Origin of the sequence: Pollutimonas subterranea (assembly GCF_002849655.1) — a bacterium.
Taxonomy (GTDB): Bacteria; Pseudomonadota; Gammaproteobacteria; order Burkholderiales; family Burkholderiaceae_B; genus Pollutimonas; species Pollutimonas subterranea.
Genome location: NZ_PDNW01000004.1, coordinates 69,673 through 95,980, shown reverse-complemented (window position 1 = coordinate 95,980; position 26,308 = coordinate 69,673). Strand labels below are relative to the sequence as shown.

Annotated in this window: 31 protein-coding genes; 15 read left to right on the top strand and 16 right to left on the bottom strand. The window is 56.8% G+C overall.

Annotated features, from left to right (window positions below; genetic code table 11):
- Nucleotides 1–4 precede the first annotated feature (4 nt).
- Nucleotides 5–340: a SorU family sulfite dehydrogenase c-type cytochrome subunit gene (gene sorU / locus CR159_RS06330; RefSeq protein WP_199173252.1), complete on the top strand. Its 336-nt coding sequence runs from the start codon at nt 5–7 to the stop codon at nt 338–340.
- A gap of 64 nt (nt 341–404) precedes the next feature.
- Here the strand turns inward: sorU and CR159_RS06325 are convergent, their stop codons facing one another.
- The 9 genes from CR159_RS06325 to CR159_RS06285 form a co-directional block, all read right to left on the bottom strand.
- Nucleotides 405–1,376 carry a Bug family tripartite tricarboxylate transporter substrate binding protein gene (locus CR159_RS06325; RefSeq protein ID WP_102073164.1) on the bottom strand — a complete coding sequence of 324 codons (972 nt, stop codon included), beginning with the start codon at nt 1,374–1,376 and terminating at the stop codon, nt 405–407.
- A 255-nt stretch (nt 1,377–1,631) separates the two neighbouring features.
- Nucleotides 1,632–2,144, bottom strand: a complete 513-nt coding sequence (locus CR159_RS06320) for an ureidoglycolate lyase (RefSeq protein WP_102073163.1) — start codon at nt 2,142–2,144, stop codon at nt 1,632–1,634.
- A gap of 60 nt (nt 2,145–2,204) precedes the next feature.
- The gene (gene speB / locus CR159_RS06315) at nt 2,205–3,134 is read right to left on the bottom strand and encodes an agmatinase (RefSeq protein WP_102073162.1); all 930 of its coding nucleotides are present in this window, start codon (nt 3,132–3,134) and stop codon (nt 2,205–2,207) included.
- 9 nt (nt 3,135–3,143) lie between these two features.
- Nucleotides 3,144–3,710, bottom strand: coding sequence for a cupin domain-containing protein (locus CR159_RS06310; RefSeq protein ID WP_102073161.1), 567 nt, complete (start codon nt 3,708–3,710; stop codon nt 3,144–3,146).
- Nucleotides 3,711–3,713: 3 nt separating this feature from the next.
- Nucleotides 3,714–4,406, bottom strand: a complete 693-nt coding sequence (locus CR159_RS06305; protein WP_102073160.1) for a DUF1989 domain-containing protein — start codon at nt 4,404–4,406, stop codon at nt 3,714–3,716.
- 36 nt (nt 4,407–4,442) lie between these two features.
- Complete coding sequence (locus tag CR159_RS06300) at nt 4,443–5,324, bottom strand: amino acid ABC transporter ATP-binding protein (protein WP_102073159.1); 882 nt, start codon at nt 5,322–5,324, stop codon at nt 4,443–4,445.
- Nucleotide 5,325: 1 nt separating this feature from the next.
- Nucleotides 5,326–5,988 carry an amino acid ABC transporter permease gene (locus CR159_RS06295; RefSeq protein ID WP_102073158.1) on the bottom strand — a complete coding sequence of 221 codons (663 nt, stop codon included), beginning with the start codon at nt 5,986–5,988 and terminating at the stop codon, nt 5,326–5,328.
- A complete protein-coding gene (locus tag CR159_RS06290) occupies nt 5,985–6,644 on the bottom strand; it encodes an amino acid ABC transporter permease (protein WP_102073157.1) in 660 nt (219 codons plus the stop codon). The genes CR159_RS06295 and CR159_RS06290 overlap by 4 nt, the downstream gene beginning before the upstream one ends.
- A gap of 44 nt (nt 6,645–6,688) precedes the next feature.
- Nucleotides 6,689–7,531, bottom strand: a complete 843-nt coding sequence (locus tag CR159_RS06285) for a transporter substrate-binding domain-containing protein (protein WP_102073356.1) — start codon at nt 7,529–7,531, stop codon at nt 6,689–6,691.
- Between the two features lie 525 nt (nt 7,532–8,056).
- Between CR159_RS06285 and CR159_RS06275 the strand changes: the two genes are divergently transcribed.
- The 5 genes from CR159_RS06275 (at nt 8,057) to CR159_RS06255 (ending at nt 11,753) form a co-directional block, all read left to right on the top strand.
- Complete coding sequence (locus CR159_RS06275) at nt 8,057–9,013, top strand: Bug family tripartite tricarboxylate transporter substrate binding protein (protein WP_102073156.1); 957 nt, start codon at nt 8,057–8,059, stop codon at nt 9,011–9,013.
- 27 nt (nt 9,014–9,040) lie between these two features.
- Nucleotides 9,041–9,523 (top strand): tripartite tricarboxylate transporter TctB family protein, encoded by a 483-nt coding sequence (locus CR159_RS06270; protein ID WP_102073155.1) that lies wholly within the window; start codon nt 9,041–9,043, stop codon nt 9,521–9,523.
- Entirely contained in the window at nt 9,523–11,010 is a 1,488-nt protein-coding gene (locus CR159_RS06265) for a tripartite tricarboxylate transporter permease (protein ID WP_102073154.1), read from the top strand. Before CR159_RS06270 ends, CR159_RS06265 begins: the two co-directional genes overlap by 1 nt.
- Before the next feature lie 117 nt (nt 11,011–11,127).
- Nucleotides 11,128–11,379: a glycine zipper 2TM domain-containing protein gene (locus tag CR159_RS22150; RefSeq protein ID WP_102073153.1), complete on the top strand. Its 252-nt coding sequence runs from the start codon at nt 11,128–11,130 to the stop codon at nt 11,377–11,379.
- 14 nt (nt 11,380–11,393) lie between these two features.
- Nucleotides 11,394–11,753 (top strand): EF-hand domain-containing protein, encoded by a 360-nt coding sequence (locus CR159_RS06255; RefSeq protein ID WP_102073355.1) that lies wholly within the window; start codon nt 11,394–11,396, stop codon nt 11,751–11,753.
- A 116-nt stretch (nt 11,754–11,869) separates the two neighbouring features.
- Here CR159_RS06255 and CR159_RS06250 read toward each other — a convergent pair whose 3' ends face one another.
- From CR159_RS06250 to CR159_RS06240, 3 genes are all read right to left on the bottom strand, one after another.
- Complete coding sequence (locus CR159_RS06250; RefSeq protein WP_233208196.1) at nt 11,870–12,817, bottom strand: SMP-30/gluconolactonase/LRE family protein; 948 nt, start codon at nt 12,815–12,817, stop codon at nt 11,870–11,872.
- Between the two features lie 67 nt (nt 12,818–12,884).
- Nucleotides 12,885–13,862, bottom strand: a complete 978-nt coding sequence (locus tag CR159_RS06245; protein WP_102073152.1) for a Bug family tripartite tricarboxylate transporter substrate binding protein — start codon at nt 13,860–13,862, stop codon at nt 12,885–12,887.
- 126 nt (nt 13,863–13,988) lie between these two features.
- Nucleotides 13,989–14,720 carry an IclR family transcriptional regulator gene (locus CR159_RS06240; protein WP_102073151.1) on the bottom strand — a complete coding sequence of 244 codons (732 nt, stop codon included), beginning with the start codon at nt 14,718–14,720 and terminating at the stop codon, nt 13,989–13,991.
- 134 nt (nt 14,721–14,854) lie between these two features.
- Here CR159_RS06240 and CR159_RS06235 point away from each other — a divergent pair, with 134 nt between their 5' ends.
- Nucleotides 14,855–15,793: a hydroxymethylglutaryl-CoA lyase gene (locus CR159_RS06235; RefSeq protein WP_102073150.1), complete on the top strand. Its 939-nt coding sequence runs from the start codon at nt 14,855–14,857 to the stop codon at nt 15,791–15,793.
- On the top strand, nt 15,786–17,009 hold the full coding sequence (locus CR159_RS06230) for a CaiB/BaiF CoA transferase family protein (protein ID WP_102073149.1): 1,224 nt from the start codon (nt 15,786–15,788) through the stop codon (nt 17,007–17,009). Before CR159_RS06235 ends, CR159_RS06230 begins: the two co-directional genes overlap by 8 nt.
- 76 nt (nt 17,010–17,085) lie before the next feature.
- Here CR159_RS06230 and CR159_RS06225 read toward each other — a convergent pair whose 3' ends face one another.
- The gene (locus CR159_RS06225; protein ID WP_102073148.1) at nt 17,086–17,988 is read right to left on the bottom strand and encodes a LysR family transcriptional regulator; all 903 of its coding nucleotides are present in this window, start codon (nt 17,986–17,988) and stop codon (nt 17,086–17,088) included.
- A gap of 90 nt (nt 17,989–18,078) precedes the next feature.
- On the opposite strand from CR159_RS06225, the gene CR159_RS06220 reads away from it, so the two are divergent.
- The 5 genes from CR159_RS06220 (at nt 18,079) to CR159_RS06200 (ending at nt 22,440) form a co-directional block, all read left to right on the top strand.
- The gene (locus CR159_RS06220; protein WP_102073147.1) at nt 18,079–18,873 is read left to right on the top strand and encodes an SDR family NAD(P)-dependent oxidoreductase; all 795 of its coding nucleotides are present in this window, start codon (nt 18,079–18,081) and stop codon (nt 18,871–18,873) included.
- 16 nt (nt 18,874–18,889) lie between these two features.
- Nucleotides 18,890–19,708, top strand: coding sequence for an SDR family NAD(P)-dependent oxidoreductase (locus CR159_RS06215; protein ID WP_102073146.1), 819 nt, complete (start codon nt 18,890–18,892; stop codon nt 19,706–19,708).
- Nucleotides 19,709–19,729: 21 nt separating this feature from the next.
- Nucleotides 19,730–20,242, top strand: a complete 513-nt coding sequence (locus CR159_RS06210) for a carboxymuconolactone decarboxylase family protein (RefSeq protein WP_102073145.1) — start codon at nt 19,730–19,732, stop codon at nt 20,240–20,242.
- A 45-nt stretch (nt 20,243–20,287) separates the two neighbouring features.
- Nucleotides 20,288–21,256 carry a Bug family tripartite tricarboxylate transporter substrate binding protein gene (locus CR159_RS06205; protein ID WP_102073144.1) on the top strand — a complete coding sequence of 323 codons (969 nt, stop codon included), beginning with the start codon at nt 20,288–20,290 and terminating at the stop codon, nt 21,254–21,256.
- A 254-nt stretch (nt 21,257–21,510) separates the two neighbouring features.
- Nucleotides 21,511–22,440, top strand: a complete 930-nt coding sequence (locus CR159_RS06200) for a quinone oxidoreductase family protein (protein ID WP_233208195.1) — start codon at nt 21,511–21,513, stop codon at nt 22,438–22,440.
- Between the two features lie 82 nt (nt 22,441–22,522).
- Here the strand turns inward: CR159_RS06200 and CR159_RS06195 are convergent, their stop codons facing one another.
- A complete protein-coding gene (locus CR159_RS06195; protein ID WP_369406247.1) occupies nt 22,523–23,266 on the bottom strand; it encodes a peptidoglycan DD-metalloendopeptidase family protein in 744 nt (247 codons plus the stop codon).
- Nucleotides 23,267–23,383: 117 nt separating this feature from the next.
- On the opposite strand from CR159_RS06195, the gene CR159_RS06190 reads away from it, so the two are divergent.
- On the top strand, nt 23,384–23,527 hold the full coding sequence (locus CR159_RS06190) for a RidA family protein (RefSeq protein WP_233208194.1): 144 nt from the start codon (nt 23,384–23,386) through the stop codon (nt 23,525–23,527).
- 227 nt (nt 23,528–23,754) lie between these two features.
- Nucleotides 23,755–24,054, top strand: a complete 300-nt coding sequence (locus tag CR159_RS06185) for a DUF1488 family protein (RefSeq protein ID WP_102073143.1) — start codon at nt 23,755–23,757, stop codon at nt 24,052–24,054.
- A gap of 125 nt (nt 24,055–24,179) precedes the next feature.
- On the opposite strand, the gene CR159_RS06180 is transcribed toward CR159_RS06185, so the two are convergent.
- Nucleotides 24,180–24,764 carry a cysteine dioxygenase family protein gene (locus CR159_RS06180; RefSeq protein ID WP_102073142.1) on the bottom strand — a complete coding sequence of 195 codons (585 nt, stop codon included), beginning with the start codon at nt 24,762–24,764 and terminating at the stop codon, nt 24,180–24,182.
- Between the two features lie 54 nt (nt 24,765–24,818).
- The gene (locus CR159_RS06175) at nt 24,819–26,306 is read right to left on the bottom strand and encodes a class I adenylate-forming enzyme family protein (RefSeq protein ID WP_102073141.1); all 1,488 of its coding nucleotides are present in this window, start codon (nt 26,304–26,306) and stop codon (nt 24,819–24,821) included.
- Between the last annotated feature and the right edge of the window lie 2 nt (nt 26,307–26,308).

The window sequence follows — 26,308 nt, the reverse complement described above, 5'->3', positions numbered from 1 at the left end:
AGAGATGAAATTCGCAGTAAGTATTGCGGCGCTCGCGCTGGCGGGCGCCGCAGGCCCTTGTATCGCCGATGGCAGTGCCGATTCCGCCACACTGGCCCGCGGCAAGGCCTTGTTTCAGACGCAGGCAGTGCCTGCCTGTGCCGTGTGCCATACCTTGGCAGATGCCGGCGCCGAGGGGGCCATCGGCCCTAACCTGGATGACCTCAAGCCGGAGCTGGAACAGGTGCGTCGCGCCTTGATAGACGGCGTAGGCGTGATGCCTTCGTTTGCGGACAGCCTAAGCGAAGATGACCTGAACGCAGTGGCAGAGTACGTGGTCAGCGCAAGCAAGGGCGGCTAAGGGCCGGACCACCGCAAGGTTGACCACGAATTAGGCTTGTGCAGGGCCGGCGACCGAATACAGATCAGTCGACGGAAGCTCCAGACCGCTTGACTGCCTTGCCCCATTTCTCGATCTCGTCGGTGACGAATTGCTGTCCCTTTTCCGGCGTATACACAAGCGGCTGGCCACCTCGCGTACTGAGCGCCTTCGCCATCTCGGGCGACTCAAGAATCGCGTTGATTTTCTGATTTAGAAACGTCACCACATCGTCAGGCGTGCCGGCCGGTGCAAAAATCATGGCCCAGCCAACGGCCTCGAAGCTCGGGTAGCCCGATTCGGCGACGGTCGGTACGTCGGGCAATTGTGCCACCCGTTCACGCGTGGTGACCGCCAGCGGCACCGCGGATTTGGATTGCAGGTGGGGCAGGGCGGCCGTGACGGAGTCCACCATCAGGGGCACATGGTTGCCCAGGAAGTCTGCTTGTGCCGGACCGCTGCCTTTGTAAGGGATGTGACGCAGTTCGATGCTGGCGTCAGCCTTGAGCATTTCCGCGGACAGATGTTGCGTTCCGCCAATGCCGGCGCTGGCATACGCCAACTCATCGGGCTTGGCCTTGGCCTTGGCGATAAGGTCGGACAGGGAGTCGATACCGCTTTTTGGATTGGCCAGGAAAATCAGCGGAACGGTGAATATTCCGCCCACCGGCTTGAAGTCGTCCTTCAAGGAATACCCTGGATTGCTGTACAGCGTCTGATTGACGGCGCCGGCGCTGCCTCCGACCGCAAGGGTATAGCCGTCCGGCTTGGCGCGGGCGACGTGCTGCATACCAATATTGCTTCCCGCGCCCGCCTTGTTTTCTACGATCACGGGCTGGCCTACTTCTTTGGCCAGTTCCTCCGCCACCATACGCGCAAAAATATCGGTGGCCTGACCGGGTGGAAACGGTACGACCAGATTGATGGGTCGTTCTGGATAAGCGGCATGGGCGAGGCCGGCTGCGCTGGCAAGGGCAAACGCCATAAGGCCCGTGAGTAAGTTGAGTCGCTTGGACATGAAGCACCTTTTGTTGGATTCTGTACTGAACAATAAAAAACACATAGGAGCGACGCGGCAATGACGGGTGGGAGGCCGTGTCGATTCAAGGCTCGCTGTCAGCGCAGGATGAGGCGCAGCGTTCGGTTGATGGTTACCCAGGGTTGGAGGGCAGTGTCCGGATTTACCTCTTCGATGACGCAGTTGTGCTGCGCCTGTCGAGAGCGAATTGTACTGGTAGTGGATGCGATGAAAGTAAATGGCTGTCCAAAATTGTCAGGGAACGCCCACTATTCCAGAGTCAATTCCGTCGGGGCCAGCGATTACGGTGAAAGGGCGCACCTGCATAAATTCTTCATCGCCTGATGTGCCGTCACTCCACATGTATATGGCGAACTGCGCCGGTTTGTCGAACACGGTCAGTGCGTGATGCCAGGTGTTGGCCCGATATGTCACACCCTGCTGGTATGTAGCCAAAAAGGCCCGGGCGCGGCTGGTGTCCGGACCGCCATCCAACGAGTGCGGCGCCACAATGATTAACCAACATTCCGCATCGATGGCGACGAACGTCTGAGAAGAAAACTCGTGGCGTTCCAACGTCTCCACCCGGAAGGGAAGAGACGGTGACGGCGCGCACCTGATTGTGGACAAGCTGGCTCGTGCATGGCTGCGCAGAGTACCCAATGCCTCATCGAAGTAGATCCGTCCCGGCTCGGCCGGCATATGAATGACATCGCCAAACGGTTTGAATGTATCGGGTGTAAGTGGTTCAACAATGATTGCCGGCATGGATATGTTCCGTTGGTATGTGTAGCGTTGCTTTGTCGTGCATCATGGCCTGCAGCCCAGCTAGCCGGCCAGCAAGCACAACTCCTCGTACATCAGCGTGGCGGCCAGCAGTGCCGTGTTCCCGCTTGGGTCATAGGGCGGCGCCACCTCAACCAGATCGGCGCTCATGATGTTCAAGCCGGCCAGGCCACGTAGCAGCTGCAATGCTTCGCGCGAGGTGATTCCGCCGACTTCGGGTGTGCCCGTGCCGGGTGCGAAAACCGGATCCAGTCCGTCGATATCCAATGAAAGATAAGTCGCATCGTGGCCGACCACTCGCCGGGCTTCGGCAACGACGGCGTCCACACCCATGCGTTCGAATTCTTCAATGAAGATGACGCGCATGCCGGATTCGTGCGAGAACTTCCAGCCGGTGTCGGAGTTCTGTGCGCCGCGTATGCCGATTTGTACGGTCTTGTGCGGATCGATCAGGCCCGCTTCCACGGCACGCCTGAAGGGTGAACCGTGGGTGAATTTCGAACCGGAAAAGGCGTCCCAGGTATCGGTATGGGCGTCGATATGGATAAGACCCAGCGGCTGTGCGGGTCGGACGGCCTGCAGAATCGGGAAGGTAATGGAGTGATCGCCGCCGGCGGTTAGCATTTTCTTGCCGGCGGCAAAGAACGGCACGAAAAAGCGGCGAATATCATCGAGCGAGTGTTCCAGATGAAACAAATCCGTGAACGGCACATCGCCGACGTCGGCGATACGGCAGGCGGCGAATGGATTGAAACCGGTGACGTGGTGAATGGCGCGCGTCATGGAAGACATGTTGCGGATCTCGCGGGGGCCATAGCGAGCACCGGTGCGCGCGGTGACGCCGCCGTCGAAGGGCACGCCGGCAATGCCGATGTCAAAGGCGTTCAGGTCCTGGCTGAACGGCGCTCGCATAAAAGTGGGAATGCCGCTGTACCGAGGAAGCGAGTGTGAGGTGTTGTCGGTGGCTTGCATGGTGGATGCTCAGAAAGTGGGGGGTGTATTGATCCAGAGGATACGTGCCCGTGTTGGGTTGGGATTGCGGTAGCGGTGCGGTAGCTCACTTGAAAAGTAGAACGAGTCCTTTTCTTCAAGGAAATAACTGATGCCGTCCACCCACAGTTCGATGCTGCCTTCGAGCAGATAGCCGAACTCTTCGCCGGGGTGGGAAATCGCTTCCTCGAAATCAGTCTTGCCGTCGAGCACGTGAATGTCTCCCTGGAGCAGCTGACCGCGCACTGGCATCATCAGCCGCTCCAGGTGAATGTTCAACTGTCCGTCGCCGAAGCTGGCGATCCGTCGGTCATGGGCGCGCATGATGGGCGAGAAGGGGGCTTCATCCTGGCTGGTAAGTTCGGCAATGTTGGTGCCCAGCGCGCGTGCCACGCGATGCAGGGTCGAGATCGAGGGCATGGCCACGCCGCGCTCGATCTTCGAGATCATGCTTTCGGAGCAGCCCGCCACGGCCGCCAGCGCTTTCAGTGTCAGCCCCTGCATACTGCGGGCATGCCGTATGCGGCCGCCCGCAAGCAGGATCGGACTTGGCTCCATTGCTTAGAACACCGTGAAATGAACAGGCATGGGCTTGTTGCTGTTGATCACGATAATGTCTTGAGGACACGAGGACATGACCACTACGCAGTCCATGACAGCGACGAATTCGACATAATCGCCGGGTTGGCTGACGGTCGTCTGCCACTGGATACCGCCTTGGGCGTCGAAGGGAATGTTCATCCACAGGTTCAGCGAGCCGGGCACTTCGCGGGTGCGCAGGCCGATGGCCTTCAATGCAAGGCGCAGGTTGTCCGCGCAGCTGTCGTGGTATTCCTCGACACCCAGGGTGCGGTAGCGGTGGATGTCGCAGGGCGCGATCAATGTGTCGTGCACGCCGGGCGAGGTGTCGGTCTTGAAAGTAAGGATGGGACGGCGGTGATTCGTCACCATGGCGTCGCCGGGCTGCGGGTTGACGCGGTCAACCCAGGCGCGAAAGTGTTCCATGGACAGGAATTCGTTCATGCTGTTGACGTTGAACGCCCACATGTCGCACACCTGCGTGCCATGAGTATTGGTGATGCGTATGGTTTGCCCCGCCGCGACCCGGACGGCTCGGCCCATACGCGCGGGCACTTCATAGGTCTTGCCGAGTTCCGGCGTACCGTCCGTGGAGATGGGCGCGCGCAGTGTGTTGTTGACGCCGGCCGGCTCGCTATTGTCGACGATGGCGGGGGCAAGTGTTTCGGTTGTCATGTCAGGTCCTTTCTAGGTACAGTCAGTAAGTGTGCATCAGGCAACTTGGCCCGCGCTTGTTGAATGGCAAGGTAGACGGTGCGTGGAGTTCGGGACCCCGGCTGCCGGGGCGCAAGTAAGGTCTTCGCCGGACGCCTGGCGTGCGAACCATCGCTTCAGGAACACACGCAGCCGGTCTGTTTCCGGCTTGTGGAAAATCGTGTCTGGCGAACCAGTCTCGACAATGCGGCCGTCTTCCATGAAGACCACACGGCTCGATACCTTCGCCGCGAACTCCATCTCGTGCGTCACCATGATCATCGTCATGCCTTCGCGTGCCAGCGAAAGAATTACTTCCAGCACCTCGTCAACGAGTTCGGGATCCAGCGCGGAAGTAGGTTCATCGAGCAGCATCACCTCGGGCTGCACGGCCAGCGCGCGGGCGATACCGACGCGCTGCTGTTGCCCGCCGCTCAACTGGTTGGGATACGAGTGCGCCTTGGCAGCCATGCCGACACGCTCAAGCACCTTCATGGCGCGCTTGCACGCCGCCTCTTTGCGCATTCCTTTTACCAGTGTCAGCGGAGCGGTGATGTTTTCAATGACGCGCATATGGGGCCAGAGGTTGAATTGCTGGAAGACCATGGCCAGCGGCGCACGCACCTCTTCGATACCGCGTTCGCTTTCGCGCCGCCGCTGGCCATGGGCGTCGATGTCATAGCCCAGCAGGGCGCCGCGAACGCGGATCTCGCCTTGGTCGTATGCTTCGAGAAAGTTCATGCATCGCAGCGCGGTCGTCTTGCCGGAACCCGATGGCCCGATCAGGCTGATCACTTCGCCGGCATGTACGTCCAGGGTGAAGTCCTTCAGCACCTTGTTCGAGCCATACGACTTGCCCACGTTGCGCATGCTGACCATAGGCACGGAAACAGTACTCATGTCACACTCCTTGATATGGTTTGAGAGCGGTGACCCGCTCCATGGCCTTGCCCGTCGCGGCGAGCGCCAGCGCCAGGCCCCAATAGATCAGGCCCAGCAGAATGTAGGGTTCCGCATAGGAAAACGTCTCCGCTACCACGGTGCCGGCTGTTTTTGTAAGCTCAGGCACTGTGATGATCGATGCTACCGATGACTCCTTCAGGATCAGAATTGCCTGGTTCGTGAGCATGGGAATTGCCAGCCTGACGGCCTGGGGGGCCTGGATATTCATCAGCACCTGCAGGGGTCGCATCCCGAACGCGCGTCCCGCCTCGATCTGGCCGGGACTGATCGCTTGCCAGCTGGCGCGGAAGATCTCCGCAAAGTATGCGCTGCCATAAATGCTGAGGCCGATAACCGTTGCCTGCGACGCCGTGAACGAAATGCCGATCTGCGGCAACCCGAAATACAGCACGAACAGCTGTGCCAGGAACGGCGTGCCACGGACTATCCAGATGAAGGCGCGATATGGCGCAGCGAACGCGCGGGGCGCCATCTGCCAAACGGCATTGAGCAGGAAGCCGATCGCAGCCGCGATGGCTATCGACAACAGCGACAGCTTGAGCGTTACCAGCGCCGCTGCCATAAAGGCTGGAAGAATCTCGATAATGAGCGCTACATTCATGCCGCACGCTCCATTTGATTGCGGTTCGCGAGGTAGCCGGCCAGCAATACCAGCAGGCTGGTCAGGACCAGGTAAGCCAGGGCCACCGATACATATACTTCCAGTGGCCGGTAAGAAACAGCCGTCAGTTGCCGGCCCACCCGCATCAGGTCTGCAATGGCGATGACCGACAATACGGCCGAGCCTTTGATGATGTCGATGGATTCCGAGACCAGCGAGGGCTGGGTCAGGCGTAGCACTTGTGGAATCTGGATGTTCCAAAGTATCTGCCGCTGCGAGAGACCGAATGCGCTTGCGGTTTCAAGCTGTGCATAGGGAATGGACGAGAACCCCGCGCGCAAAATTTCGCTCTGGAATGCCGCGGAATTCAAGCCGAGCGCCGCGATCGCTGCGATCTCCGGTTGAAGGTCGACGCCAAGAGCCGATGGCAAATAGAACAGCATCAGCAGCTGGACCAGCAGCGGCGTGCCGCGAAAGAAGCTCACATACCCATGCACCAGAGTCCTGCCCAGCGAGCCGCCTTGGGTGCGAAACACATACAGCGCAATCGCTGCAATAAACCCCACGGCAATGGCAACGGCCGACAGCCAAGCCGTTGTCAGCGTCCCTGATACGATAGCCGGCACATAACCGGCAAGGCGTTCAATAAGCGTCATTGCTACTGTTCCAGTCGTTAAATACGCCGCTGCATCCTGCAGCGTTACATCGTCGGTTCAGGCAGGTGGTCTGCCGGCACATTCATCGTGAAGCCAAACCATTTCTGCTGCAGTTCGGTCATCTTGCCGCTGGTATTGGCCTTGGCGATGCCGTCGTTGAACAGCTTCACCAACGACTCGCTGCCCGGGTCTTTCCGACCGACCCATGCGTAGTACGTCTTGGGGCCAATTGCCGGCTCAATAATGCTGAAGGTGTCAGGCCGCGTCTTGACCAATGAAGCAAGATTGGGCAGCGACTGCGATACTGCCTCCAGACGGCCCGCGGCCAGATCGGCATAGGCTTCGTCAAAGGAGACGTACTCGCGAATTTCCTTCAAGCCGGGCTTGCCTTCGTCACGCAACTTCTTGTCATACGCCTGCAGAACCTTGAGCTGCGCGGAGCCTGCCTGCGAACCGGCAACTTTTCCGCTGAGTTGGTCAGGACTGGTGAACTCGGTGGCGCCGGCATGCCTCACCAGCGCCACGGTCGCATCTGCAATGGGCAGTGTCATCGCGAAGCGGGAGGCACGTTCCTTGGTGACCGTGACCGACGTGACGATGAAGTCGAATTTCCTGGCTGCAAGGCCGGGCAGGATAGCCTGGAACGGGACGTCCTGGCGGGTCGCCTTTACGTCCGGCAACTGTTCCATCACCAACGCGAGCAGGTCGGTGCTGTAGCCGACGATTTTGCCGTCTTCGATATACTCAAATGGCGGAAATTGCGCTTCCGTGCCAATGGAAATTTGCTTCTTTTCCTTGATGTCAGTTAGCACATCCGCGGCCAGGGCGGTCTGCGCGCCCATCGTGAAGGCGGCTATGCAACCGGCGGCGATAACTTTTGTGAACATGGCTTTCATACGTGACCCCTGGTACGGAATGTTGATGAATTCAAATCGCATGCATCAGATTCAAGCGACTTGAATGGCATAAACGCATTACGCAATAGACGTGCCAGTTTTTACGAAGGGTGCTGAGGCGCCGGCATCTTCTCTGTTGGCCCTGGTATGGGCCCCATCCACGCAGGTGGAAGCCGACTCTGGTGATCAGGTGACACCACGGGAGTTGCCTGGAGATGGTGCAATGCAATAGAGCAACGCCCCGGCTTGGGGCATTGCTCTGCAGCCGGGCCACTCAAGTGGGGGCAAGTTGCTGCGTCAGGGTCGCCAGGAAGGCACGTGCACCCTCGGGAAGGATGCGCCCCATGAGAGTCTGCACTTCGATCGAGCGGTCGGCCATGCCGCGTTCGCGACTGCTGCGAAGAATTGGGGCCGGCCAGCGGAGATAAACAGCATTGACAGTGCATAGCCGGAGGCTTACTCTGCCGGCAGGCATCACAGTGTGATGAAAATCAGAAAAAATTCGAGGAGTCCGCAATGAAAGTCAGTCACTTATTGAAATCGTTGGCCGTTATGACCGCGCTGTGCGCGGGCGCGGCGCATGCGCAGGTCAGCGTAATGCTGCCCGCCAATCCAGGCGGCGGTTGGGATTCCACGGGGCGGCAAGCCTTCCAGGCCATGAATCAGGCCGGTATCTACACCGGTACGGTGAATTTTTCCAATAAGGGCGGGGCTGGTGGCACGATAGGCTTGTCTGATTTTCAGCGCTCACAGAAAGGCAAGCCGGATGCCCTGGCGGTATTCGGTGCCATTACCGTCGGTGCAATCACGCTGAACAAGTCCCCCGTTGACCTGAGCAAATTCAAACCGGTAGCGCGCCTGACCGCCGAGTACCTGGTGCTGGCGGTCAAGGCAGATTCGCCGTACAAGACGCTGGGTGACTTCGTTGCCGCGCTCAAGAGCGACCCCGGCGCATCGGCCGTTGGCGGCGGCTCGGCCGGTGGCGTGGACCATATCGCCTTGGCCTTGCTGGCCCAAAGCGCCGGTGTGCCGGTACCCAAGCTGAACTATATTCCGCAGGCAGGCGGCGCCGACACGGTCATCGGTATTATCAACGGCACGCTGAAGGCCGGTATTTCCGGTATTTCCGAGTTCCAGCAATTCGCCCAGGAAGGCCGGATCCGCATATTGGGCATCACGACCGCCGAACGCATGAAGGGGCTGGACGACATCCCCACATTCAAGGAAGCCGGCTACGACGTGGAAATTGCAAATTGGCGCGGCATTCTTGGTTCGGTCGACATGCCCGAGGCCAATCACAAGGAGTGGGTGGATCGCTTCACCAGGTTGAACGAAAGCGAGGCATGGCAAGCTGTACTTAAAAAGCAGGGCTGGGATGCCTACTTCATGCCGGGCGACGCCTTCGGTAAATTCATTGAAAGCGAAAGCAGCCGCATCAATACGATTCTCAAAGACGCAGGGCTGGCCAAGTAATCACGCAGTACCAGTGAAGGAATGTTGATGACGTTGTTGCGCAAAGGCCCATGGTGGCTGGGGCTGGCCGTAATATTCATGGGCGCGGTCTGCTTCTATGCCTCGACCGACTTGGCGGCGACCGCACAGTACGCAGCCATCGGCCCCGGAATGTTCGTGGCCGGTGTGGGCCTGGGCCTGATAGGACTGGGCGTGCTGTTGCTCATCCAGATCGCGCGCGGCGAAGTGTTCGAACCCGAAGACGCCGAGAACGCGGTGCCGGGCCAATCCATGGACCGGCGCGCTTTTTTCACTGCCTTGCTGGGCGCCATAGTACCCGCGCTCACCATTGAAACGCTTGGGCTGCCGATGACGGCAATGTTGTCTTTCATGCTGGTGGCGCGCGCTTTTGGTTCCAAGCGCCTGGTCTCCGACCTTGTCGTGGGGTTTGTGCTGGCCACCATGTGCTGGTTCCTCTTCGGTTGGCTGGGGCTTCAACTGGGTGGTTTCTTTCCCTTGGCGGGTGTGTAATGGATACTCTGGCACTGTTGCTTCAAGGCTTTGAGGTCGCGCTGACGCCCACCAATCTCATGTGGGCCTTGGTCGGGTCAATATTGGGAACGGCCATCGGCATCCTTCCGGGTATCGGGCCTGCGCTGACCATCGCATTGTTATTGCCGGTCACGGTATCGGTAGGGCCGGTATCGGCGTTCATCATGTTTGCCGGTGTCCTGTACGGCGCCATGTATGGCGGGTCGACAACGTCCATCCTCATCAATACGCCGGGGGAAGCGGGGTCGATGATGACCGCGCTCGAGGGCAACAAAATGGCACGGTCCGGTCGAGGCGCTGCGGCACTGGCCACGGCGGCTATCGGTTCTTTCGTGGCGGGAACCATTGCGACCCTGCTATTGACGTTCGCGGCGCCGGTGGTGGCGGAGCTGGCCTTTTTGCTCAAGCCCGCCGACTATTTCGCACTGACGATACTTGCCTTTACGTCGGTGGCCGTGGTCATGGGCGCGTCGCGGGTTCGCGGCTTTGTATCCCTGTTCATGGGCCTGGCGCTGGGCGTGATCGGCATTGACGCCATGACCGGGCAACCCCGTATGACGTTCGGCAATGCAGCGTTGCTGGACGGCGTGGAATTGACCGTGGTGCTGGTTTCGCTGTTTGCGATAGGGGAAATCCTGTACGTGGCCAGTCGCTACTCGGCAACAAAAGACGAGATCGTTGCCATCAAGGGCAAAGCCTTCATGACGCGTGAGGACTGGCGCCGTTCCTGGAAACCGTGGCTGCGCGGTACGGCCATCGGATTCCCGATAGGCACGATTCCTGGCGGCGGCTCTGAAATTCCCACCATGCTGTCCTACACGTTGGAAAAAAAGCTGTGCCGCTACAAGGATGAATTCGGTAAAGGCGCCATCGAGGGCGTCGCGGGACCAGAGGCGGCCAACAATGCGTCCGCAGCCGGCATCCTGGTACCGCTGCTCACGCTGGGGCTGCCGACATCCGCCACGGCGGCTATCCTCCTGGCGGCGTTCCAGAACTATGGCCTGCAGCCCGGTCCTTTTCTGTTCACCAGTAATCCGGAACTGGTCTGGGGCCTGATTGCCTCCCTATACATTGGCAATGTCATGCTGCTGGTGCTGAACCTGCCTTTGGTCGGCATATGGGTAAAGCTGTTGCAGATTCCGCGGCCGCAGCTGTACGCCGGTATCCTGGTCTTCGCTGTCATGGGGATCTGGGGAGTGTCGGGCTCGGTATTTGATCTGGGGTTGATGGCAGCGTTGGGTGTGGTCGGCTACGCAATGCGGGTTTACGGATTTCCCATTCCGCCGCTACTGATAGGCCTGATACTCGTGCCGCTGGCTGAAAATCAGCTCAGGACCGCCTTGGCTGCGGGCCAGGGTAAGGTGTCGGTCCTGTTCGAAACGCCACTGTCCGTGACCTTCCTGCTGATTTCCTTCTTGTTCTTGTTCGTCCCCGTGTTGCTGAAACGCTTGAGGACGGCAGCGTGATGCGTAGATGCCTTCAGCGGCTTTTAGAACGCCTTGTTTTGCAGAACATTCTTTTCAATACTTTCGGCCGTTTTCATTCAACAACGTCAACGCTCAACGCATGAGCAGGAAAAAAGCATGAATAAAGCAACAATTGCCATTGCCGTAATCAGCCTGGGCGCGCTTGCGGCTTGCCAGGCTCCGTCAAATTCGGGTAGTTCACGTAGCTCCAACAACTCGGAATTCAATTGCATCGCCGGCACAATAGGTGGTGCTGTTATCGGCGGGCTATTAGGCAGCACCATTGGGGGCGGACGAGGTCGTACGGCGGCTGCAGCGGTCGGCGCCGGGGCCGGCGGCTATCTCGGCAACAGCATGGGGTGCAAATAATGAAGGATATGACCATGAAAAGAATTCTTGCCCTGGCTGTCTCCGTGGCATTGCTCGGACCGGCAGCTGTGCTGGCCCAAAATGGACAATTTGAACTCACACCGGAACACTTCGCCGAGCTGGACAAGAACAAGAGCGGCGGTGTCAGCAAAGACGAGTACGAACAGTTCATGCGCAATGCATTTAAGAAGCTCGACACCGATCGCAATAACAGTTTAAGCAGTGCCGAAGCTGGCAAGGTCATGACGTCGGATCAGTTCGCCACCATCGATGCCAACAAGGACGGTAAAGTAACTTTAGACGAGTTCATCCAGCACGTCATGAGCGATTTCGATCGCCAGGACCGCAACAAGGACGGCACGCTGCAACCCTGATACGGAAAGCGGCATTTACAGCCAGCATGTCAAGTCCCGGCCGGCTCCCTGGAGCGAGCCGGCCGGGACTTGATCAACCCTTGCTGTTGGGGCAAACGACGCGCCGCGCCGCATGGCTACTGAATCAGCATGCGCTCACCAGGAAGGGAAGCGAACAGCGGCTTCCCGGTTTCGGGTACGTCTGCAATCAGTATCGTGCCTGTGCTCGATTCGGTCATGACCACTTTCTTTTCGCCGGGCACGAATGCAATATTGGTGACCGTGGTTCCGAGCGGGGACTTGATGTAGTGGGTAAGTTCGCCCATCGGATTCAGCCGAAAGGCCCCTCGCAGGCTGGCATGAGCCACATACAATCCGTTCTTGCTATCAAATGCCAGGCCGTCAGGGCCGCTGGTTCCAAAAAAAGTCTGGAAAGCGTTGGCTTTGCTTGCCGCAGGCCCTTTGAAAATCGGCATGCGCCAAATATTGTTGCTGCGCGTGGCAGCTACGTGCAGAAAGCGTTCGTCCACGTCGAACGCCAAGCCGTTCGGGCTGGCTACATTGTCGAGAACCTGCACGAGTTCACCGTCGCACGTCATGCAATACACGCGACCGGTGGGATCATGGAGACCTGTCTGTCCCTGATCCGTGAAGTACAGGTCGCCGTTCTTGGTGAACGTCAGGTCATTGAGACCTTTGAAGGGCTTGCCGTGGACAGGCCCTTCAAGAATGGTTTCCATCTTTGTTGTGTCGGGGTCCAGCCGCAGAAGTCCGCGGCGGTGGTCGGCGATCCAGATCCTATTGGCAGCGTCGATGGCAAGCCCATTGGGCCATCCGTCATACTGTGTTATGAGGCTCCACGTGCCACCGGAAGTGATTCTGAAAATGCGACCGTAGGGAATGTCGCAGACATAGAGATTTCCTTGCGCGTCAAAAGCCGGACCCTCGATAAACGAGTCGATCTCCTGGCCCGGCTTATTGAGCAACGCCCAATCGTTCTGACGCGCGTTTCGAAAATTATCAGGAAGGCGTGACCATACCTCAGCTTCAACGATGGTTGGCGGGGTAAAACTCAAATTGAACACGCTGCTTCTCCGGTATGGACGCGAACTGAAATAATGGATTCATCGGGCGCCGGCCCGACGATGCCTTTTACTGAACCTTGATGTCGGCGTCGCGTATGGTCTTTTCCCAAAGCGCGATATCGTCGGCTACGAGCTTTTCCGACTCTTCGTAAGTGAGCCCTTTAACCGAAATGCCAAGCCCTTCGATGCGTTGCTTTACGTCCGGGCGGTTGATCGAAGTACGAACGGCTTCGTTGATTTTTTCGACTATGTCTTGGGGCGTACCGGCGGGAACGGCGTAGCCAACCCAGAACTCGGTCTTCATTCCTGGAAGCCCGGCCTCCGACGCGGAGCGGACATCGGGTAGAACGGGGGAGCGAGTATCGCTGGTCACCATCAGTGCCTTCAGTTTCCCGCTCTTGATATGAGGCAGTGCGGTGGGCAGCGCGGTGATCAACATCTGGATCTGACCACCGAGCACGTCATTCAAGGCGGCGCCGGCTCCCTTGTAGGGGACGTGATCGATTTTTACGTCGGCCAATGTCTTGAACAGTTCGGCGGCAAGGTGGGTGTTGGTGCCGTTGCCGCCCGAGCCATAAAACAGTTCGTTCGGCTTGTTTTTCGCCAAGGCGATGAGTTCTTCCACGGTGGTTACCGGAACGTCTGGATTGACCACAACCACGTAGGGTACCGATGTGGCGATGGCAACGTGGGTAAATGCCTTGTTTGGATCAAATGGCATTTTCAGTTTAAGCGCCGTGGACATGGCCAGGGAGGATTCGGTAGTCAAGAGGGTGTAGCCATCCGGCTTGGCCCGGGCGACGATAGACCATCCGATGATACCGCCACCACCGGCACGGTTCTCCACCACGACTGATTCGCCGGTTGTTTTCCCGAGCTCTTGCCCGATGATGCGCGACACGATATCGGTAGTGCCGCCGACGGCGTAAGGAACCACGACGGTTATCGGTTTGCTGGGATAGTCTGACGCGGCTGCGCTTGAGACGCCGGCGACCAGTGCCATCGCAATTCCGGAGATGTGGCGTGAGACGTATTTTGAAAACATGAGCACCTCGAAAATAGTAGTGGCAATAACTGCTGTTCTATCTTATAGAATAGCGTTCTATTAATAAATAGATTAAATCATTTCCATACCTGGGTAAAGGTGAAGGGCCTATGCCTAGGGTTTGTACTAGTTTATTAGGCGACCCAGGTGTATCGCGGCTTCAACGGTGGGCGCAATGTGGCGCTCGTCATAGCGATGGGCAGGCATGGTAAGCGTGAGCGCAGCCCGCAGTTTTCCTTCTTGATCAAAGACCGGTGCCGAAATCCCGGCCACTTCGGCAAGACGGTCGCCCGCGCTGGCGTGGTAGCCATCCTTCCTGATTTTTTTGTATAGCGCCTTGTCTGTCTGGGCGAATTGCTGGCTGAGGGTGTCGTCGAAGGCGATCAAGACCCGGCCTCCGCTGCCTTTATCGATCGGCAGCGTATCGCCCGCGCGAATGTGATCGCGGATTGGGTGTGGGGAGTCTACCCGGTACAGGCAAAGACGGGAGTCGCCGCGAATAACATGGTATGCCGCGCTTTCGCCCGTTTTATCAACCAGCTCGCGCAACACGGCCATTACGACGCGATCAAGCGAAAAGGTGCTGGAGTAAATTCCATAAAGCCTTCCCACTTCGGTACCCAGGATATAGCTGCCATCGTCCAGGCGTTGGATCAGTCCACCGTGCTCGAGCGAGGTGATCAGTCGCAGCACGGTACTTTTATAAAGACGTGTGCGGGTTGCGAGTTCGGAAAGGTTCAGTGCCGAATCGCCATTCCTGAATGCGGCAAGTATGCTGATGGCGCGGTCCACGGCAGCCACGCCGCCTACGGCTGCGCTTGTGTCCGCGATTGATTTGACGGCTGCTTTTCGGGGCATGGATACACCTTTGTGATAGTGGGGTCGGCTTGACAAGTGCTACGGGTACAATCATACTTTTTCTTAAATAGAACGCTATTCTATCTTGCAGAATATAACGACGAGATAATTCCCACGCATTTTTAGAGAGCCTTATGTCCAACGTATCCAATGACGTCCTGATAAGCGAAGTGGGGCCAAGAGATGGCCTGCAGTCCGTTGCCATAACCATGCCCACCGCAGATAAGTGTCGGTGGATCGATGCTCTGGTAAGTGCGGGCGTGCGCGAGATTGAAGTCGCTTCTTTCGTTCCGGCCTCGTTAATGCCGCAAATGGCGGATGCCGCGCAGGTCGTGCGTCATGCCATGAAACACGACGGTGTAACCATCATGGCGCTTGTGCCCAATCGGCGTGGCGCACAGGCGGCCATCGAGGCCGGCGTACATAAGATGACCGTTCCGGTTTCCGCCAGCGAGGCGCATTCATTGGCGAATGTCAGGAAAACGCGGCAGCAGATGCTCGCCGAAGTAAAAGAGATTGTTGCCTTGCGCAATGGCAGCGCCGCTCAAGTAAAGATCGAGGTGGGTATCTCGACGGCTTTTGGTTGCACGATCCAGGGCAAGGTCGATGAGGACGAGGTCATCCGGCTGGCAGAGGCTGCTGTTGCAGCCGGCGTCGATGAAGTGGGATTATCGGACACCACGGGTATGGCCAATCCGGCGCAGGTAAGGCGCTTGTTCGCTCGGCTGCAGGCGGCATTGGGGGCCAAGGCTGGTGCTGCACACATGCACAATACCAGGGGCTTGGGTTTGGCAAACTGCCTGGCCGCCTACGACGCAGGCGTGCGAACCTTTGATTCTTCGCTGGCCGGACTCGGCGGCTGTCCTTATGCGCCGGGCGCTTCGGGCAATGTGGTCACAGAGGACCTGGTTTTCATGTTCGAATCCATGGGCATACATACCGGAGTGGATCTCGAAAAGCTGCTCGAGGCACGTATTTCCTTAGCCGCCGGCCTGCCGGGCCAGCCCCTGTATGGCATGACGCCCGAGGCTGGCTTGCCAATAGGGTTCAAGCAGGAGCATTTGAATGACTAAGCAGCTTCCCCTGGAAGGCATCCGCGTCGTCGAGTTTACACACATGGTCATGGGTCCAACCTGCGGCATGGTGCTGGCCGACCTCGGCGCCGAAGTGATCAAGATAGAGCCGCTTGGTGGCGACAACACCCGCAAATTGATTGGTTCGGGCGCCGGATTTTTCCCGATGTTCAACCGCAACAAGAAAAGCATCGCGGTCAACGTGAAAGAGGCTCGTGGTCGGGAAGTGGTGCTCAAGCTTTTATCGGGCGCCGACGTCTTCAGCGAGAACTTCAAAAGCGGGACAATGAACAAGCTCGGGTTCGATTACCCGACCGTATCCGCCATAAACCCCGGTCTCATTTATGTGTCGCACAAGGGCTTTCTGCCTGGTCCCTATGACAAGCGCACCGCCTTGGACGAGGTCGTCCAGATGATGGGCGGTCTGGCATACATGACGGGACCGGAAGGCCGTCCCTTGCGCGCCGGTGCAAGCGTCAACGACATCATGGGCGGCCTGTTTGGCGCCATTGGCGTACTGGCGTCGTTGCAGGAGCGTGCCCGTACAGGACGCGGAAAAGAAGTCGTAAGCGCACTATTCGAAAACAATGTCTTCCTGGTCGCCCAACACATGATGCAGTACGCCGTAACGGGCCAGCCTGCGGCCCCCATGCCCAGCCGCATCAGTGCATGGGCCGTCTACGACGTGTTTGCCGTGCGTGATGGCGAGCAGGTGTTCCTCGCGGCGGTCAGTGATACGCAATGGGCCTTGCTCTGTCAGGAATTCGAATTCGGCGATTTGTTCGACGATAAACGCCTGCTGACCAATAACGATAGAGTAAAGGCGCGGGAGTGGATGATGCCTATCCTGCGTGAACGATTCGCGCTGTACTCGGCAAGCGAGCTACGCCAACGTTTCGAGAAGATGGGCCTGCCCTATGCGCCCATTACGCGGCCACAGGATTTGCTCGATGATCCTCATTTGCTGCACACAGGGGGATTGGCGCCGGTAACCATTCCCGCCGATGCAAGCTCTGCCGGACGATCAGTGGAAACCAGGGCTGCGCTTTTGCCTATTGCCTTAGACGGCGAGCGTTTGCCGTTACGCGAAGGCCCGCCCTCATTAGGGGCTCACACCCAGGCCATTCTGGCGGAGCTCAGCTACAGCCAGGACGAGATCGACTCGATGTTGTCCGACGGTGTGATTGGCGGGTGCGCGACCAGTGATGCCACTTGAAAATAAGCGATCGGGAGTAAGTGCCCAGGCCTATGATGGCCATGGGCACGAACCATTTCCTGCAAGCGATACATGCCTAGCCTAAAGCCATTCCGTCTTTTCCGAGGGCCAATAATTCAGACAACGCCAGTTGAACCAGTTCTTTTGGTGGAAGGTCTCTCGGAGTAAACATTCCGATCGAGCGTGATAATGCCCCATTCAACTTGGTCTTACTGATACCGAGCTGTGACGTGTGATCGAATGAGGATTCAGGCAACAAGGCAATGCCGCAATTGTTCTGCACGAAACGCGCTATTGTATTTAGATCGCGCAGCGAATAAATCGGGGTGAACGTCTGCGATTCATTCTGAAATGCTGTTTCAGTTAATGCTCTGACGCTTGTTCCGGGCGGCATGCTTATAAGTGGTAGACGACCCAGTTCAATTACATTCCAATGTTTTATTTCAAGAGTAATGCTGCTGCTGTGAAATAAAACAAATCTTTCACTGAATAGTTCCTGATATAAAAGGTCTGAAGGTCTGTCGTGGCCTATCGCCGTTACGGCAATATCGACCTTGCGCAATCGCAGCAAGTCCAATACTTCATTGGCGACAGGATCATAAACATGAATCCTTACGTCCGGGTTGGTTTTTTTTAAATTACGAATCAGCTTGGGAATTAAAGAGGCGGCCAGGGTGGGTAAAGCGGCAATTGCAATCCTATTGTTTTTCTCTCTCAGTCTCTCCGATATATCGCACATTCCCTTCTCGTACATCGCCGTCATACTTTTCGCGGTTTGCAATAGATCCTGCCCATCCCTGGAGAGTCTTACGACGCGAGTGCTCCTTTCGAATAATTGAATACCGAGCGACTCTTCAATCTCCTTCAGTAACTTGCTTAATGTCGGCTGGCTTACATGGAGAATTCCTGCCGCCTTCTGAAAGCTCAGGGTTTCTGCCAATAGCACAAATATTCTCAGCTGTCTGATCGAAAGATTCATTCGTTTTGTCTATCAATAAAATCTAAATTGGAACTTAACTTCTTCCATAGGTGCAGTTAATCTTGATCCCAGAAAACTTCTGGAGGTCAAATGTTTCGTCTTAATGGAAAGGTCGCCCTGGTAACTGGCTGTGGAACGCTTGGTGATGGCTGGGGGAACGGCAAGGCTACGGCGGCTGTCTTGGCTAGACAAGGCGCATCAATATACGGCTGCGATTTGAATATCGAGGCAGCCCGGCAGTCCTCCAAAGTTATTAGTGACGAGGGAGGAAAAATTCAAGTCCAGCAATGCGATGTCACAGACTCCCAGCAAGTCGCAGCCCTTGTTAAAGCCTGTATGGATACCTATGGGCGTATAGATATTCTTGTGAACAATGTTGGCAGATCAGAGCCTGGTGATCCGGTCACCATGTCTGAGGAGGCATGGAATGATCAGTTACAGGTGAATCTGACTTCGTCGTTTCTTTGCTGCAAGCACGTTATCCCATTAATGCAAGCCGCTGGTGGCGGCTCAATTATCAACATATCATCCATTGCCGGCCTCAGGTATGCGGGAAAGCCCCAGGTCGGCTATGCCGCCGCAAAGGCTGCGCTAATGCAAATGACCGCAACCACAGCCGTCATTTATGCAAAAGACGGTGTCCGTCTGAATTCAGTGGTGCCGGGTCTTATGTTTACTCCTCTGGTCGAGCGCCTGGCAACTAAATACGCAGGCGGCGATTTTGAAGGTTTTGTCGCCCATCGCCACAATCAAGTGCCCACCGGCAAGATGGGCGACAGCTGGGATGTTGCCAACGCGGTGGCTTTCTTGGCAAGTGACGAGAGCAGATACATCACGGGCCAGCAGTTGATCGTGGACGGCGGCATCACGATGGCTACACGATAGCCAGCAAGGAAGCACTATGAACAATCCAAATACAGGCTCCGAACGACTGGCGAATAAAGTGGCAATCATTATGGGGGCTGGCTGCGTAGGCCCCGGATGGGGAAATGGCCGTGCCATTGCAGTTCGATTTGCCCAAGAAGGTGCGACGGTAATTGCTGTAGACAAAAATCCTGAATCGCTTCCCGAGACTTTGGAAATGGCAGGCGAGTTCAGATCCCGCATTGAACCCCGAATATGCGACGTCACCAGTTCAAGTCAAGTCCAGAAATTGATCCAGGAAGTCGTTCAATCGCACGGGAAGATCGACATTCTGATCAATAACGTGGGAGCCCCAATTCCAGGCGGACCCACCGAGCTCTCCGAAGAAGATTGGCACAAACAACTTGAGATCAATCTCTCATCAGTTTTCATCACATGTAAGCAAGTTCTTCCTGTGATGGAAAAGCAAGGGCACGGCGCGATTGTCAACGTGTCGTCGACATCTGGAATTCGCTGGACAGGTGCTGCCCAGGTTGGTTATGCCGCTGCAAAGGCCGGTGTAATCCAGTATGGGAAAGTTGCCGCCGTCGAATTTGCGAAGAAAGGGATACGCATTAACTCTGTTTTGCCTGGCCAATTGCACACGCCGCTTGTTGATGTGTTTTTGGCAAAACAGCAATCGAAGGGAGACGTCGAAGCGTTACTGCATGTACGGCAGAAGCGAATTCCTCTGCCATTAATGGGAGATGGCACTGACACGGCCAATGCAGTTTTGTTTTTAGCATCAGATGAAGCCCGGTTCATCACTGGTACCGAATTGGTGGTTGATGGCGGCATGAGTGCCCGCTGCGATTAGGTCTAACAAAGGAAGATAAGCATGGCACGAATTAATTATGCGGATATTACTAATCCAGTCATCAAGCCTCTGGTTGAACGAATTCAAAATGAGCGCTCAAGCGTACCTAACCTGTACAAGATGCTGCTCAACAGCACCCCCATAGCAGAAGGTTGGCTCAATTACCTTACTGCCATTCGCCAGAAAAGCGGGCTCTCCCCAAAGATCCGCGAACTTTTGATCATGCGCGTGGCGGTATTGAATGAAGCCGACTATGAATTCGAACAGCACCTTCCCATTGCAATCAAAGAAGGCTGTACACAAGAGCAAGTTAATGGGCTAAGAGTAAATGACTTTAGCCTGTTCAATGAGGAGGAACGGGCCACGATCCTCTATTGCGATGAAATGACGCGCAATATTCGCGTTAAGGACTCAACATTCGCAACGGTCAAAAATTTTTTCAACGATAAGGAAATTGTAGAAATCACGGCAACAATTGCCGCCTACAACATGGTTTCGCGCTTCCTGGAGGCTATCCAGGTCGATCACGAATAATAAGTGCTGGTCAATCACGCAATCACTATAAATCGGGAGACAAATATGCGTAATTTTATGAGTTCGGCTGTCGCTTCTCTTGTAATCGGCTTGGCTTTTAGTGCGCCGACACACGCTAAGGACAACTATCCTGACAAGCCGATTCAGTTAATTATTCCATTTGCCGCTGGCGATACGGACAGGATGTTGCGTCCTATTACTGACAGAATGGAACAATATCTAGACCAGCCGATAGTGATGAACTACAAGCCAGGAGCTGGCGGTGGCATTGGGGCCGCCTTCACCGCATCAGCGCCTCCTGATGGCTACACCATTGTGGGCAGTTCACCCGGCTCCTTAGTGGTCGTTCCCCTGGCCAACAAAGAGGTTAAATATTCTCTTTCCTCGTTCGAGCCCGTGGCCGGCATCTCGCTCGGCGGAATGATGATTGTCGTCCCTGCCAAATCGAAATACAAAACGCTGGCCGACGTCGTTGCAGCGGCCAAGGAAAAGCCGGCCTCTATCTCCTACGGTACCTCCGGCGCCCTGGGCATTAGCCACCTACTGGGCGAGAGCTTCGCAGATGCGGCAAAAATCGAATTGCTACACATCCCCTTTCAGGGTAGTGCACCCGCGATTACCGCGTTGCTGGGTGACCATACCGAGATGGCTGTATCAGCTGTAGGCCCCGCCCAGGCCCACATCAAGTCAGGCGCTCTCCGTGCTCTGGCCATCTTTAGCGACAAGCGCCTCTCGGTCTATCCGGATGTTCCGACTTTGCGTGAGCAAGGTTTTGATGTGGGTAGCCCAACCGTCTATGGCTTGATGGCACCGAAAGGCACACCGCCCCAAGTAATCGAAACGCTCTACAAAGCAGCCGAGAAAGTGGTTGCGGAACACGGTCCGCAGGTCACTGCGGCCATGGCTACTTTAGGAGCCGAAGTCAGCGTAATGAGTCCCAAAGAATACGGCGATTACCTGACCGGGCAAAATGAACTCTTCACCAAAGCAATCGGTTCAATCAAGGACAAGTAATAGCCAAGCAGGCTGCATTGCTCTTCAGCGTTGCAGCCCGCTTTCCGGCTGCATGGCTTGCATTAGGATTAACACCTTGCTTTGTGGGGCAAATCATGAGGTCGGTTGGTTCTCAGGTATTGCTTTCATTCGATATGGCGCTTTGAGCGCGACAATCCATTGACGCGCGAGCGCTAGGGGGTTACTTACAAATAGGGGATGTTTCTGTGGAGATGTTTCGGGTACGCATAAATACCGCCGGCGGTCCAGAGAATATGTTTCTGGAAGATTTGCAAGTGCAGCAACCAGGGCCAGGCGAGGTCTGGCTGGAGCACGCCGCTATTGGCGTGAATCCTCAAGATATCAACCACCGCAGCGGAGCCACGCCGATCTCCTTTCCGTCAGGATTAGGATTGGAAGGCGCGGGGTACGTAGTTGCATTGGGGGAGGGTGTAAAAGGCTTGAAAGTTGGGGATCCCGTTGGGTATGCTACGGGACCAATCGGTGCGTACGCCAGCGCGCGCGTCTATCCCGCGGAGCGACTTGTCAAGCTGCCTGATTCGTTGAAGATCGAGGAAGCGGCAGCTCTGCTTTTCAAAGGGATAACAGCTCAGTACCTGCTTAAGACCACTTACAAGGTAGGGCCGGGAACCCAGACGGTTATCTATGGCGCAGCTGGAGCATTAGGTCAGCTAATGTGTTCATGGGCCAAGCACCTGGGAGCTACAGTCATCGGCGTGGTTTCAAAGAACGCCAGCGTGGACAGGGCCAAGGCTGCTGGTTGCGATGCCGTCTTTGTCTTCGACCCTCAGACGCTGCCAGGACAGATCAAAGACGCAACCGGCGGCTTTGGAGCACACGTAGTTTATGACCCAGTTGGTCGTACTACGCTGGAGGCGTCAATGGATAGCCTCAGGACAAGGGGCCTCCTGGTATCCTTTGGCGTCATTTCCGGCGTACCTGATCCAATCGATGTGCGGAAACTCAATGCCAAGGGTTCACTGTATGTTACACGTCCTTCACTCGCCGCCCACACTGCAACGGCTGCAGAGTATCAAGAGCGAGTTCGTGACGTATTGTCCGCGGTGCAGGACGGTTTCATCAAACCATGCATCTGGCGCGAATATGCCTTGGCCGACGTTGCGACTGCCCATGCGGATATCGAAGCAGGAAGGACCAGGGGAGCAATTGTCCTCAGGCCCTAAGAAGTGCGCGGGCATACGGATTAGGCGGTTGTTACAAGTCGTCCGTGGCTGTTCGTATTCGGGGATTATCAATCATGGCACATCAACGCCCAGACGTTTTAGGCAGATACCGCAATGCATCGACAGGCTTGCCACCGTAGCGTAGTTCGAAATACAGGTTCACCGCATTGCTGCCGGTGTCGCCTACGGTGGCAATCGTCTGCCCTTGCTTGACCTGCGCACCTTCCTTTACCAACAAGGCATCGTTATGCGCGTATACGCTTAAAAACTGTGCATCATGATTCACGATGAGCATATTGCCGTAGCCGCGCAAGCCGTTACCGGAGTACATCACTTTGCCTGAGGCCGCAGCCTTGACCGGGGCTCCTTTCGCGGCGGCGATATAGACGCCCTGGGTAGTGGTCGCTGAAGTTCCCCGGCTTGCCTTTCCTTCTGCGGGCCAGACAAGGTCGATGGATCGCGGTGCCGCAATAGAAGGGCCCTTGGTGGGTGCGGGAGGTGTGTAGGTGGAGCTGGGGGTCGCCGCTGCCGTACCGCCTTCTACATTCAAGATCTGCCCGACCCGAATGCTATTGCTGTCTTTCAGATTGTTTGATCGCATCAGCGAGTCAACGGTCTGCCCATGTTGACGAGCAATCTGTGTGAGGGTGTCTCCCCTGACCACGCGATATTGGCCCTGCCCGACGGGTTTGGTGGTCCCGCAAGATGCCAATAACATGACCATGCCAAGAACCGCCAGCGATCGGCCGTACGGGCGAATCATGGCGGCAAGGTTGAAGGGACTTTTGATAGGACTGGGCCGAGGAAAAGGAGTCAGTAGAAACATTGCTTGATAGTTAATGCATGTGGGACGCTGATAACATACTACACGACAAGTGGTGGGGTATTGGCGCACCCGACCATTCGTGATGCCCTGCTTCACCTACCGTTACGGAGACATTCAATGTCAGAAATCACTCGCATCGAACCCAGCGAACGAATGAGCCGCGTTGTCATTCATAATGGCATCGTACTCATCTGCGGACTGACCGCAGGCGACGCAAGTCAGGACATCAAAGGGCGTTGCCCCTGTACGTGCAACGGGTGAATCCAGGTTGGCTCGCGCGGACTCGCTTGTGGAGATTATTGTCACGGCAGCCCAGGTATAAATAATTCATGTTTAGAGAGATCAGTGCACCTTAAGTCGACTGCTATATCGCTTGGGCACCGTGCCGCGCGGCAGGTACAGGAAGTGCTGCACGCTTAAGTTCAGGCAGCAATCGCGCTGCCCGGCAATCGCGCCGCGGCGCGAGGACTATCGTTAAGGGAGTATGCATGAGTACTGAAATAGCCAACCAAAAGCCACCAACCGTCGTCAATGGTATGGTCCGATTTACTGCCTTAGTGGACGGGCGGGTAAACCAGGAATTTGAGGTCTCATCCGATGTGCTGGTCGAGCACTTTGGCGCCACAGGTCGATCCGACGATGAGCTGGTCGAAGCGTTCAGAAAAGGAAAGGCCGAAATCATGGCGGTCGCTGCGCGTAGCGTCAGTACGCCGGTCAACGGCATGATTGCCTTGGGAACGGGTGACTTCTCGGAGCTCACGCCCGGCAAACCGGGGTCCTCGTCGTAGGCCTCAGATATTCCTGACCGGATGAGAACGGCATGGCCTGCCGGATAGGCAGGCCATGCTGGAACGGCAAAGTGAATGGTTGAAACGCAGGCCGACGCAACAGCGCAGCATAGTGTTAAATGCCATTACGCTGCAGGAGCCCAAAGATTGGGCGTCATATCATTTGAATAGCCAGAAACAAATTCTTTAGGTTCGCCTGTGGCGGGGTTGTAGACAGAGCGTCGAATTCGCCCGATATTGCCGCCGTATAGATGGATGCTGATGGAGACCCGGTCGTCGTATGCGTTGCTGACACGGTGAATGTCGCCAATGCGCGGCGACACACAGGCAACCTCCCCTTGATGTAGACGGCTTTCGCCTCCGGCCTGTACGATTCCTTCGCTGGTTCTGCGGTAATGCTGGTCAAGCTCCGCGCCTCGCAACATGGCTATGACGCCCCACACGGTATGGTCATGGATCGGAGTCGTCTGGCCCGGCCCCCATACAAAACTCACCAGTGAAAAGCGCTCCAGCGGGTCGCCGTACAACAAGTACTGCGTGTAGTAGTCCGGATGCGGTTTGGCAAGGGCGTCGGGCAGCCAGTCATCGTGGGCCACCAGCGAGGCCATGAGTTGGCAGGACGATTTCAATATCGTCTCCTCGTCGGGGGCCGGGGTTTCCATGAGGCGCGTAAGCCCGGCCACGGTGTCCAGTAATCGGCGGTTTTTCATGTTGCTCTCCGTGGTGCAATGAGTCGCGTGTGTAGTACTCAGTTGGGCATCCGTTCAGGCGGGCTGCGCCAGCGATTTCGCCAGTGCTTTGCGGTCTACTTTCCCAACCGAATTTTCGGGCAGGGCGTCCACGAAAAAGACATCATCCAGATGATATATGCGCGATAGACGCTGGCCCACAAGCGCCTGGATAGCTTCTTTGTCGCATTGTTTGGGATCGGAGGCAACGATAAACGCCACAGGGACTTCGCCAAGATCGGTATCAGGGCGACCTACGACGCAACAACTGTGCACGTCCGGACTGGTGCTGATTGCCTGCTCGATGATGGCTGGGGAAATGTTTTCACCCCCGCGGATGATAACGTCCTTGATTCGACCCGTGATGTATAAAAAACCCGCGTCGTCCATGCGCCCGAGATCACCGGTGCGCAGCACGGGCGGAGGCGGTTCCAGTACGCCGTCTCCCTGGGTTCCCAGGTACCCGAGCATCAGGTTTTCACCTTCAATGCATAGTTCACCCTCAACACCGGGTTCCTGGATGATGGTGCCATCGCTGGCACTTAAGAAGACGTTCTGAAAAGGCAGGGTTTTGCCGATGGAGCCGATTTTGCGCCCGGTCGGCGGGTTCATGGTAGATGTGCATGTCGCTTCGGACAGGCCGTAGGAGACGACCAGCGGCCGCTGGAGCAATGCTTCGATTTTTACATGCAACGCTTGGGTGATAGGCGCCGACCCACAGCGCGCGAAGCGCAAGGCAGCAAGGCTCTCCGGCGTGAACGACAGTTCAAGCATGCGGGAATACATAGTGGGCACGCCGGTAATGACGGTCGGGCGATGCAAGTCCATTAGTTGCGGCATGTCGGTGGCGCGGAAGCGATCTGCCAGCACCACGTGGGCACCCACCAGGAAAGGCGTAAACAGCTGGTTGTTCAAGCCATTGGTATGGTACAGGGGCATGACATGCAGCAGTTTGTCGTGCTGGCTAAGCCCGGTCAGAGGGATGACACCCCTGGCATTGTTAAGCAGCCCCTTGTGGCTAAGTAGAACGCCCTTGGGTCGGCCGGTGCTCCCGGAGGTAAACAGCAACAGGCCGGGATCCTCGGGCTTAATGTCGTCGGACCAGTAGGCGCAAGCGCCAGGCAACACATCGGCACGCAAGACTCGCAGGCCATCCCGCGATACCACATCGGCTTCGTTCGCCGCATCGACCAGAACCGTATCGATGCCCACAGCCCGCAGACGGTCATGGATCTCTGCGCCTGTCAGGCGGGGCTCGAGCGGACACGGGCATGCGCCGGCTGCCATCAGGCCCAGCAGGGCGATCACGCTGTTGATAGACCTTTCCATGGACAGTGCCACCAGCTGCCGCGGTACCACGCCTGCGTGGCGCAGTTTGCCGGCCATATCGCTTACCTGCTGGAGCAGGGCGCCGTAAGAAAGGGTCATTTCACCCCGGGCGTCAGTCAGGGCAGGGCGCGATGCCCATTCGGGCGATGACCATAGCGCGGGATAGGCGGCTTGCAGGCTGCTGGCTTTATGCATTC

Excerpts from the sequence above, each read along its gene's own strand:
- sorU (WP_199173252.1), top strand. The coding sequence starts at position 5 with ATGAAATTCGCAGTAAGTATTGCGGCGCTCGCGCTGGCGGGCGCCGCA.
- CR159_RS06325 (WP_102073164.1), bottom strand. The coding sequence starts at position 1,376 with ATGTCCAAGCGACTCAACTTACTCACGGGCCTTATGGCGTTTGCCCTT.
- CR159_RS06320 (WP_102073163.1), bottom strand. The coding sequence starts at position 2,144 with ATGCCGGCAATCATTGTTGAACCACTTACACCCGATACATTCAAACCG.
- speB (WP_102073162.1), bottom strand. The coding sequence starts at position 3,134 with ATGCAAGCCACCGACAACACCTCACACTCGCTTCCTCGGTACAGCGGC.
- CR159_RS06310 (WP_102073161.1), bottom strand. The coding sequence starts at position 3,710 with ATGGAGCCAAGTCCGATCCTGCTTGCGGGCGGCCGCATACGGCATGCC.
- CR159_RS06305 (WP_102073160.1), bottom strand. The coding sequence starts at position 4,406 with ATGACAACCGAAACACTTGCCCCCGCCATCGTCGACAATAGCGAGCCG.
- CR159_RS06300 (WP_102073159.1), bottom strand. The coding sequence starts at position 5,324 with ATGAGTACTGTTTCCGTGCCTATGGTCAGCATGCGCAACGTGGGCAAG.
- CR159_RS06295 (WP_102073158.1), bottom strand. The coding sequence starts at position 5,988 with ATGAATGTAGCGCTCATTATCGAGATTCTTCCAGCCTTTATGGCAGCG.
- CR159_RS06290 (WP_102073157.1), bottom strand. The coding sequence starts at position 6,644 with ATGACGCTTATTGAACGCCTTGCCGGTTATGTGCCGGCTATCGTATCA.
- CR159_RS06285 (WP_102073356.1), bottom strand. The coding sequence starts at position 7,531 with ATGTTCACAAAAGTTATCGCCGCCGGTTGCATAGCCGCCTTCACGATG.
- CR159_RS06275 (WP_102073156.1), top strand. The coding sequence starts at position 8,057 with ATGAAAGTCAGTCACTTATTGAAATCGTTGGCCGTTATGACCGCGCTG.
- CR159_RS06270 (WP_102073155.1), top strand. The coding sequence starts at position 9,041 with ATGACGTTGTTGCGCAAAGGCCCATGGTGGCTGGGGCTGGCCGTAATA.
- CR159_RS06265 (WP_102073154.1), top strand. The coding sequence starts at position 9,523 with ATGGATACTCTGGCACTGTTGCTTCAAGGCTTTGAGGTCGCGCTGACG.
- CR159_RS22150 (WP_102073153.1), top strand. The coding sequence starts at position 11,128 with ATGAATAAAGCAACAATTGCCATTGCCGTAATCAGCCTGGGCGCGCTT.
- CR159_RS06255 (WP_102073355.1), top strand. The coding sequence starts at position 11,394 with ATGAAAAGAATTCTTGCCCTGGCTGTCTCCGTGGCATTGCTCGGACCG.
- CR159_RS06245 (WP_102073152.1), bottom strand. The coding sequence starts at position 13,862 with ATGTTTTCAAAATACGTCTCACGCCACATCTCCGGAATTGCGATGGCA.
- CR159_RS06240 (WP_102073151.1), bottom strand. The coding sequence starts at position 14,720 with ATGCCCCGAAAAGCAGCCGTCAAATCAATCGCGGACACAAGCGCAGCC.
- CR159_RS06235 (WP_102073150.1), top strand. The coding sequence starts at position 14,855 with ATGTCCAACGTATCCAATGACGTCCTGATAAGCGAAGTGGGGCCAAGA.
- CR159_RS06230 (WP_102073149.1), top strand. The coding sequence starts at position 15,786 with ATGACTAAGCAGCTTCCCCTGGAAGGCATCCGCGTCGTCGAGTTTACA.
- CR159_RS06225 (WP_102073148.1), bottom strand. The coding sequence starts at position 17,988 with ATGAATCTTTCGATCAGACAGCTGAGAATATTTGTGCTATTGGCAGAA.
- CR159_RS06220 (WP_102073147.1), top strand. The coding sequence starts at position 18,079 with ATGTTTCGTCTTAATGGAAAGGTCGCCCTGGTAACTGGCTGTGGAACG.
- CR159_RS06215 (WP_102073146.1), top strand. The coding sequence starts at position 18,890 with ATGAACAATCCAAATACAGGCTCCGAACGACTGGCGAATAAAGTGGCA.
- CR159_RS06210 (WP_102073145.1), top strand. The coding sequence starts at position 19,730 with ATGGCACGAATTAATTATGCGGATATTACTAATCCAGTCATCAAGCCT.
- CR159_RS06205 (WP_102073144.1), top strand. The coding sequence starts at position 20,288 with ATGCGTAATTTTATGAGTTCGGCTGTCGCTTCTCTTGTAATCGGCTTG.
- CR159_RS06200 (WP_233208195.1), top strand. The coding sequence starts at position 21,511 with ATGTTTCTGGAAGATTTGCAAGTGCAGCAACCAGGGCCAGGCGAGGTC.
- CR159_RS06195 (WP_369406247.1), bottom strand. The coding sequence starts at position 23,266 with ATGTTTCTACTGACTCCTTTTCCTCGGCCCAGTCCTATCAAAAGTCCC.
- CR159_RS06190 (WP_233208194.1), top strand. The coding sequence starts at position 23,384 with ATGTCAGAAATCACTCGCATCGAACCCAGCGAACGAATGAGCCGCGTT.
- CR159_RS06185 (WP_102073143.1), top strand. The coding sequence starts at position 23,755 with ATGAGTACTGAAATAGCCAACCAAAAGCCACCAACCGTCGTCAATGGT.
- CR159_RS06180 (WP_102073142.1), bottom strand. The coding sequence starts at position 24,764 with ATGAAAAACCGCCGATTACTGGACACCGTGGCCGGGCTTACGCGCCTC.
- CR159_RS06175 (WP_102073141.1), bottom strand. The coding sequence starts at position 26,306 with ATGCATAAAGCCAGCAGCCTGCAAGCCGCCTATCCCGCGCTATGGTCA.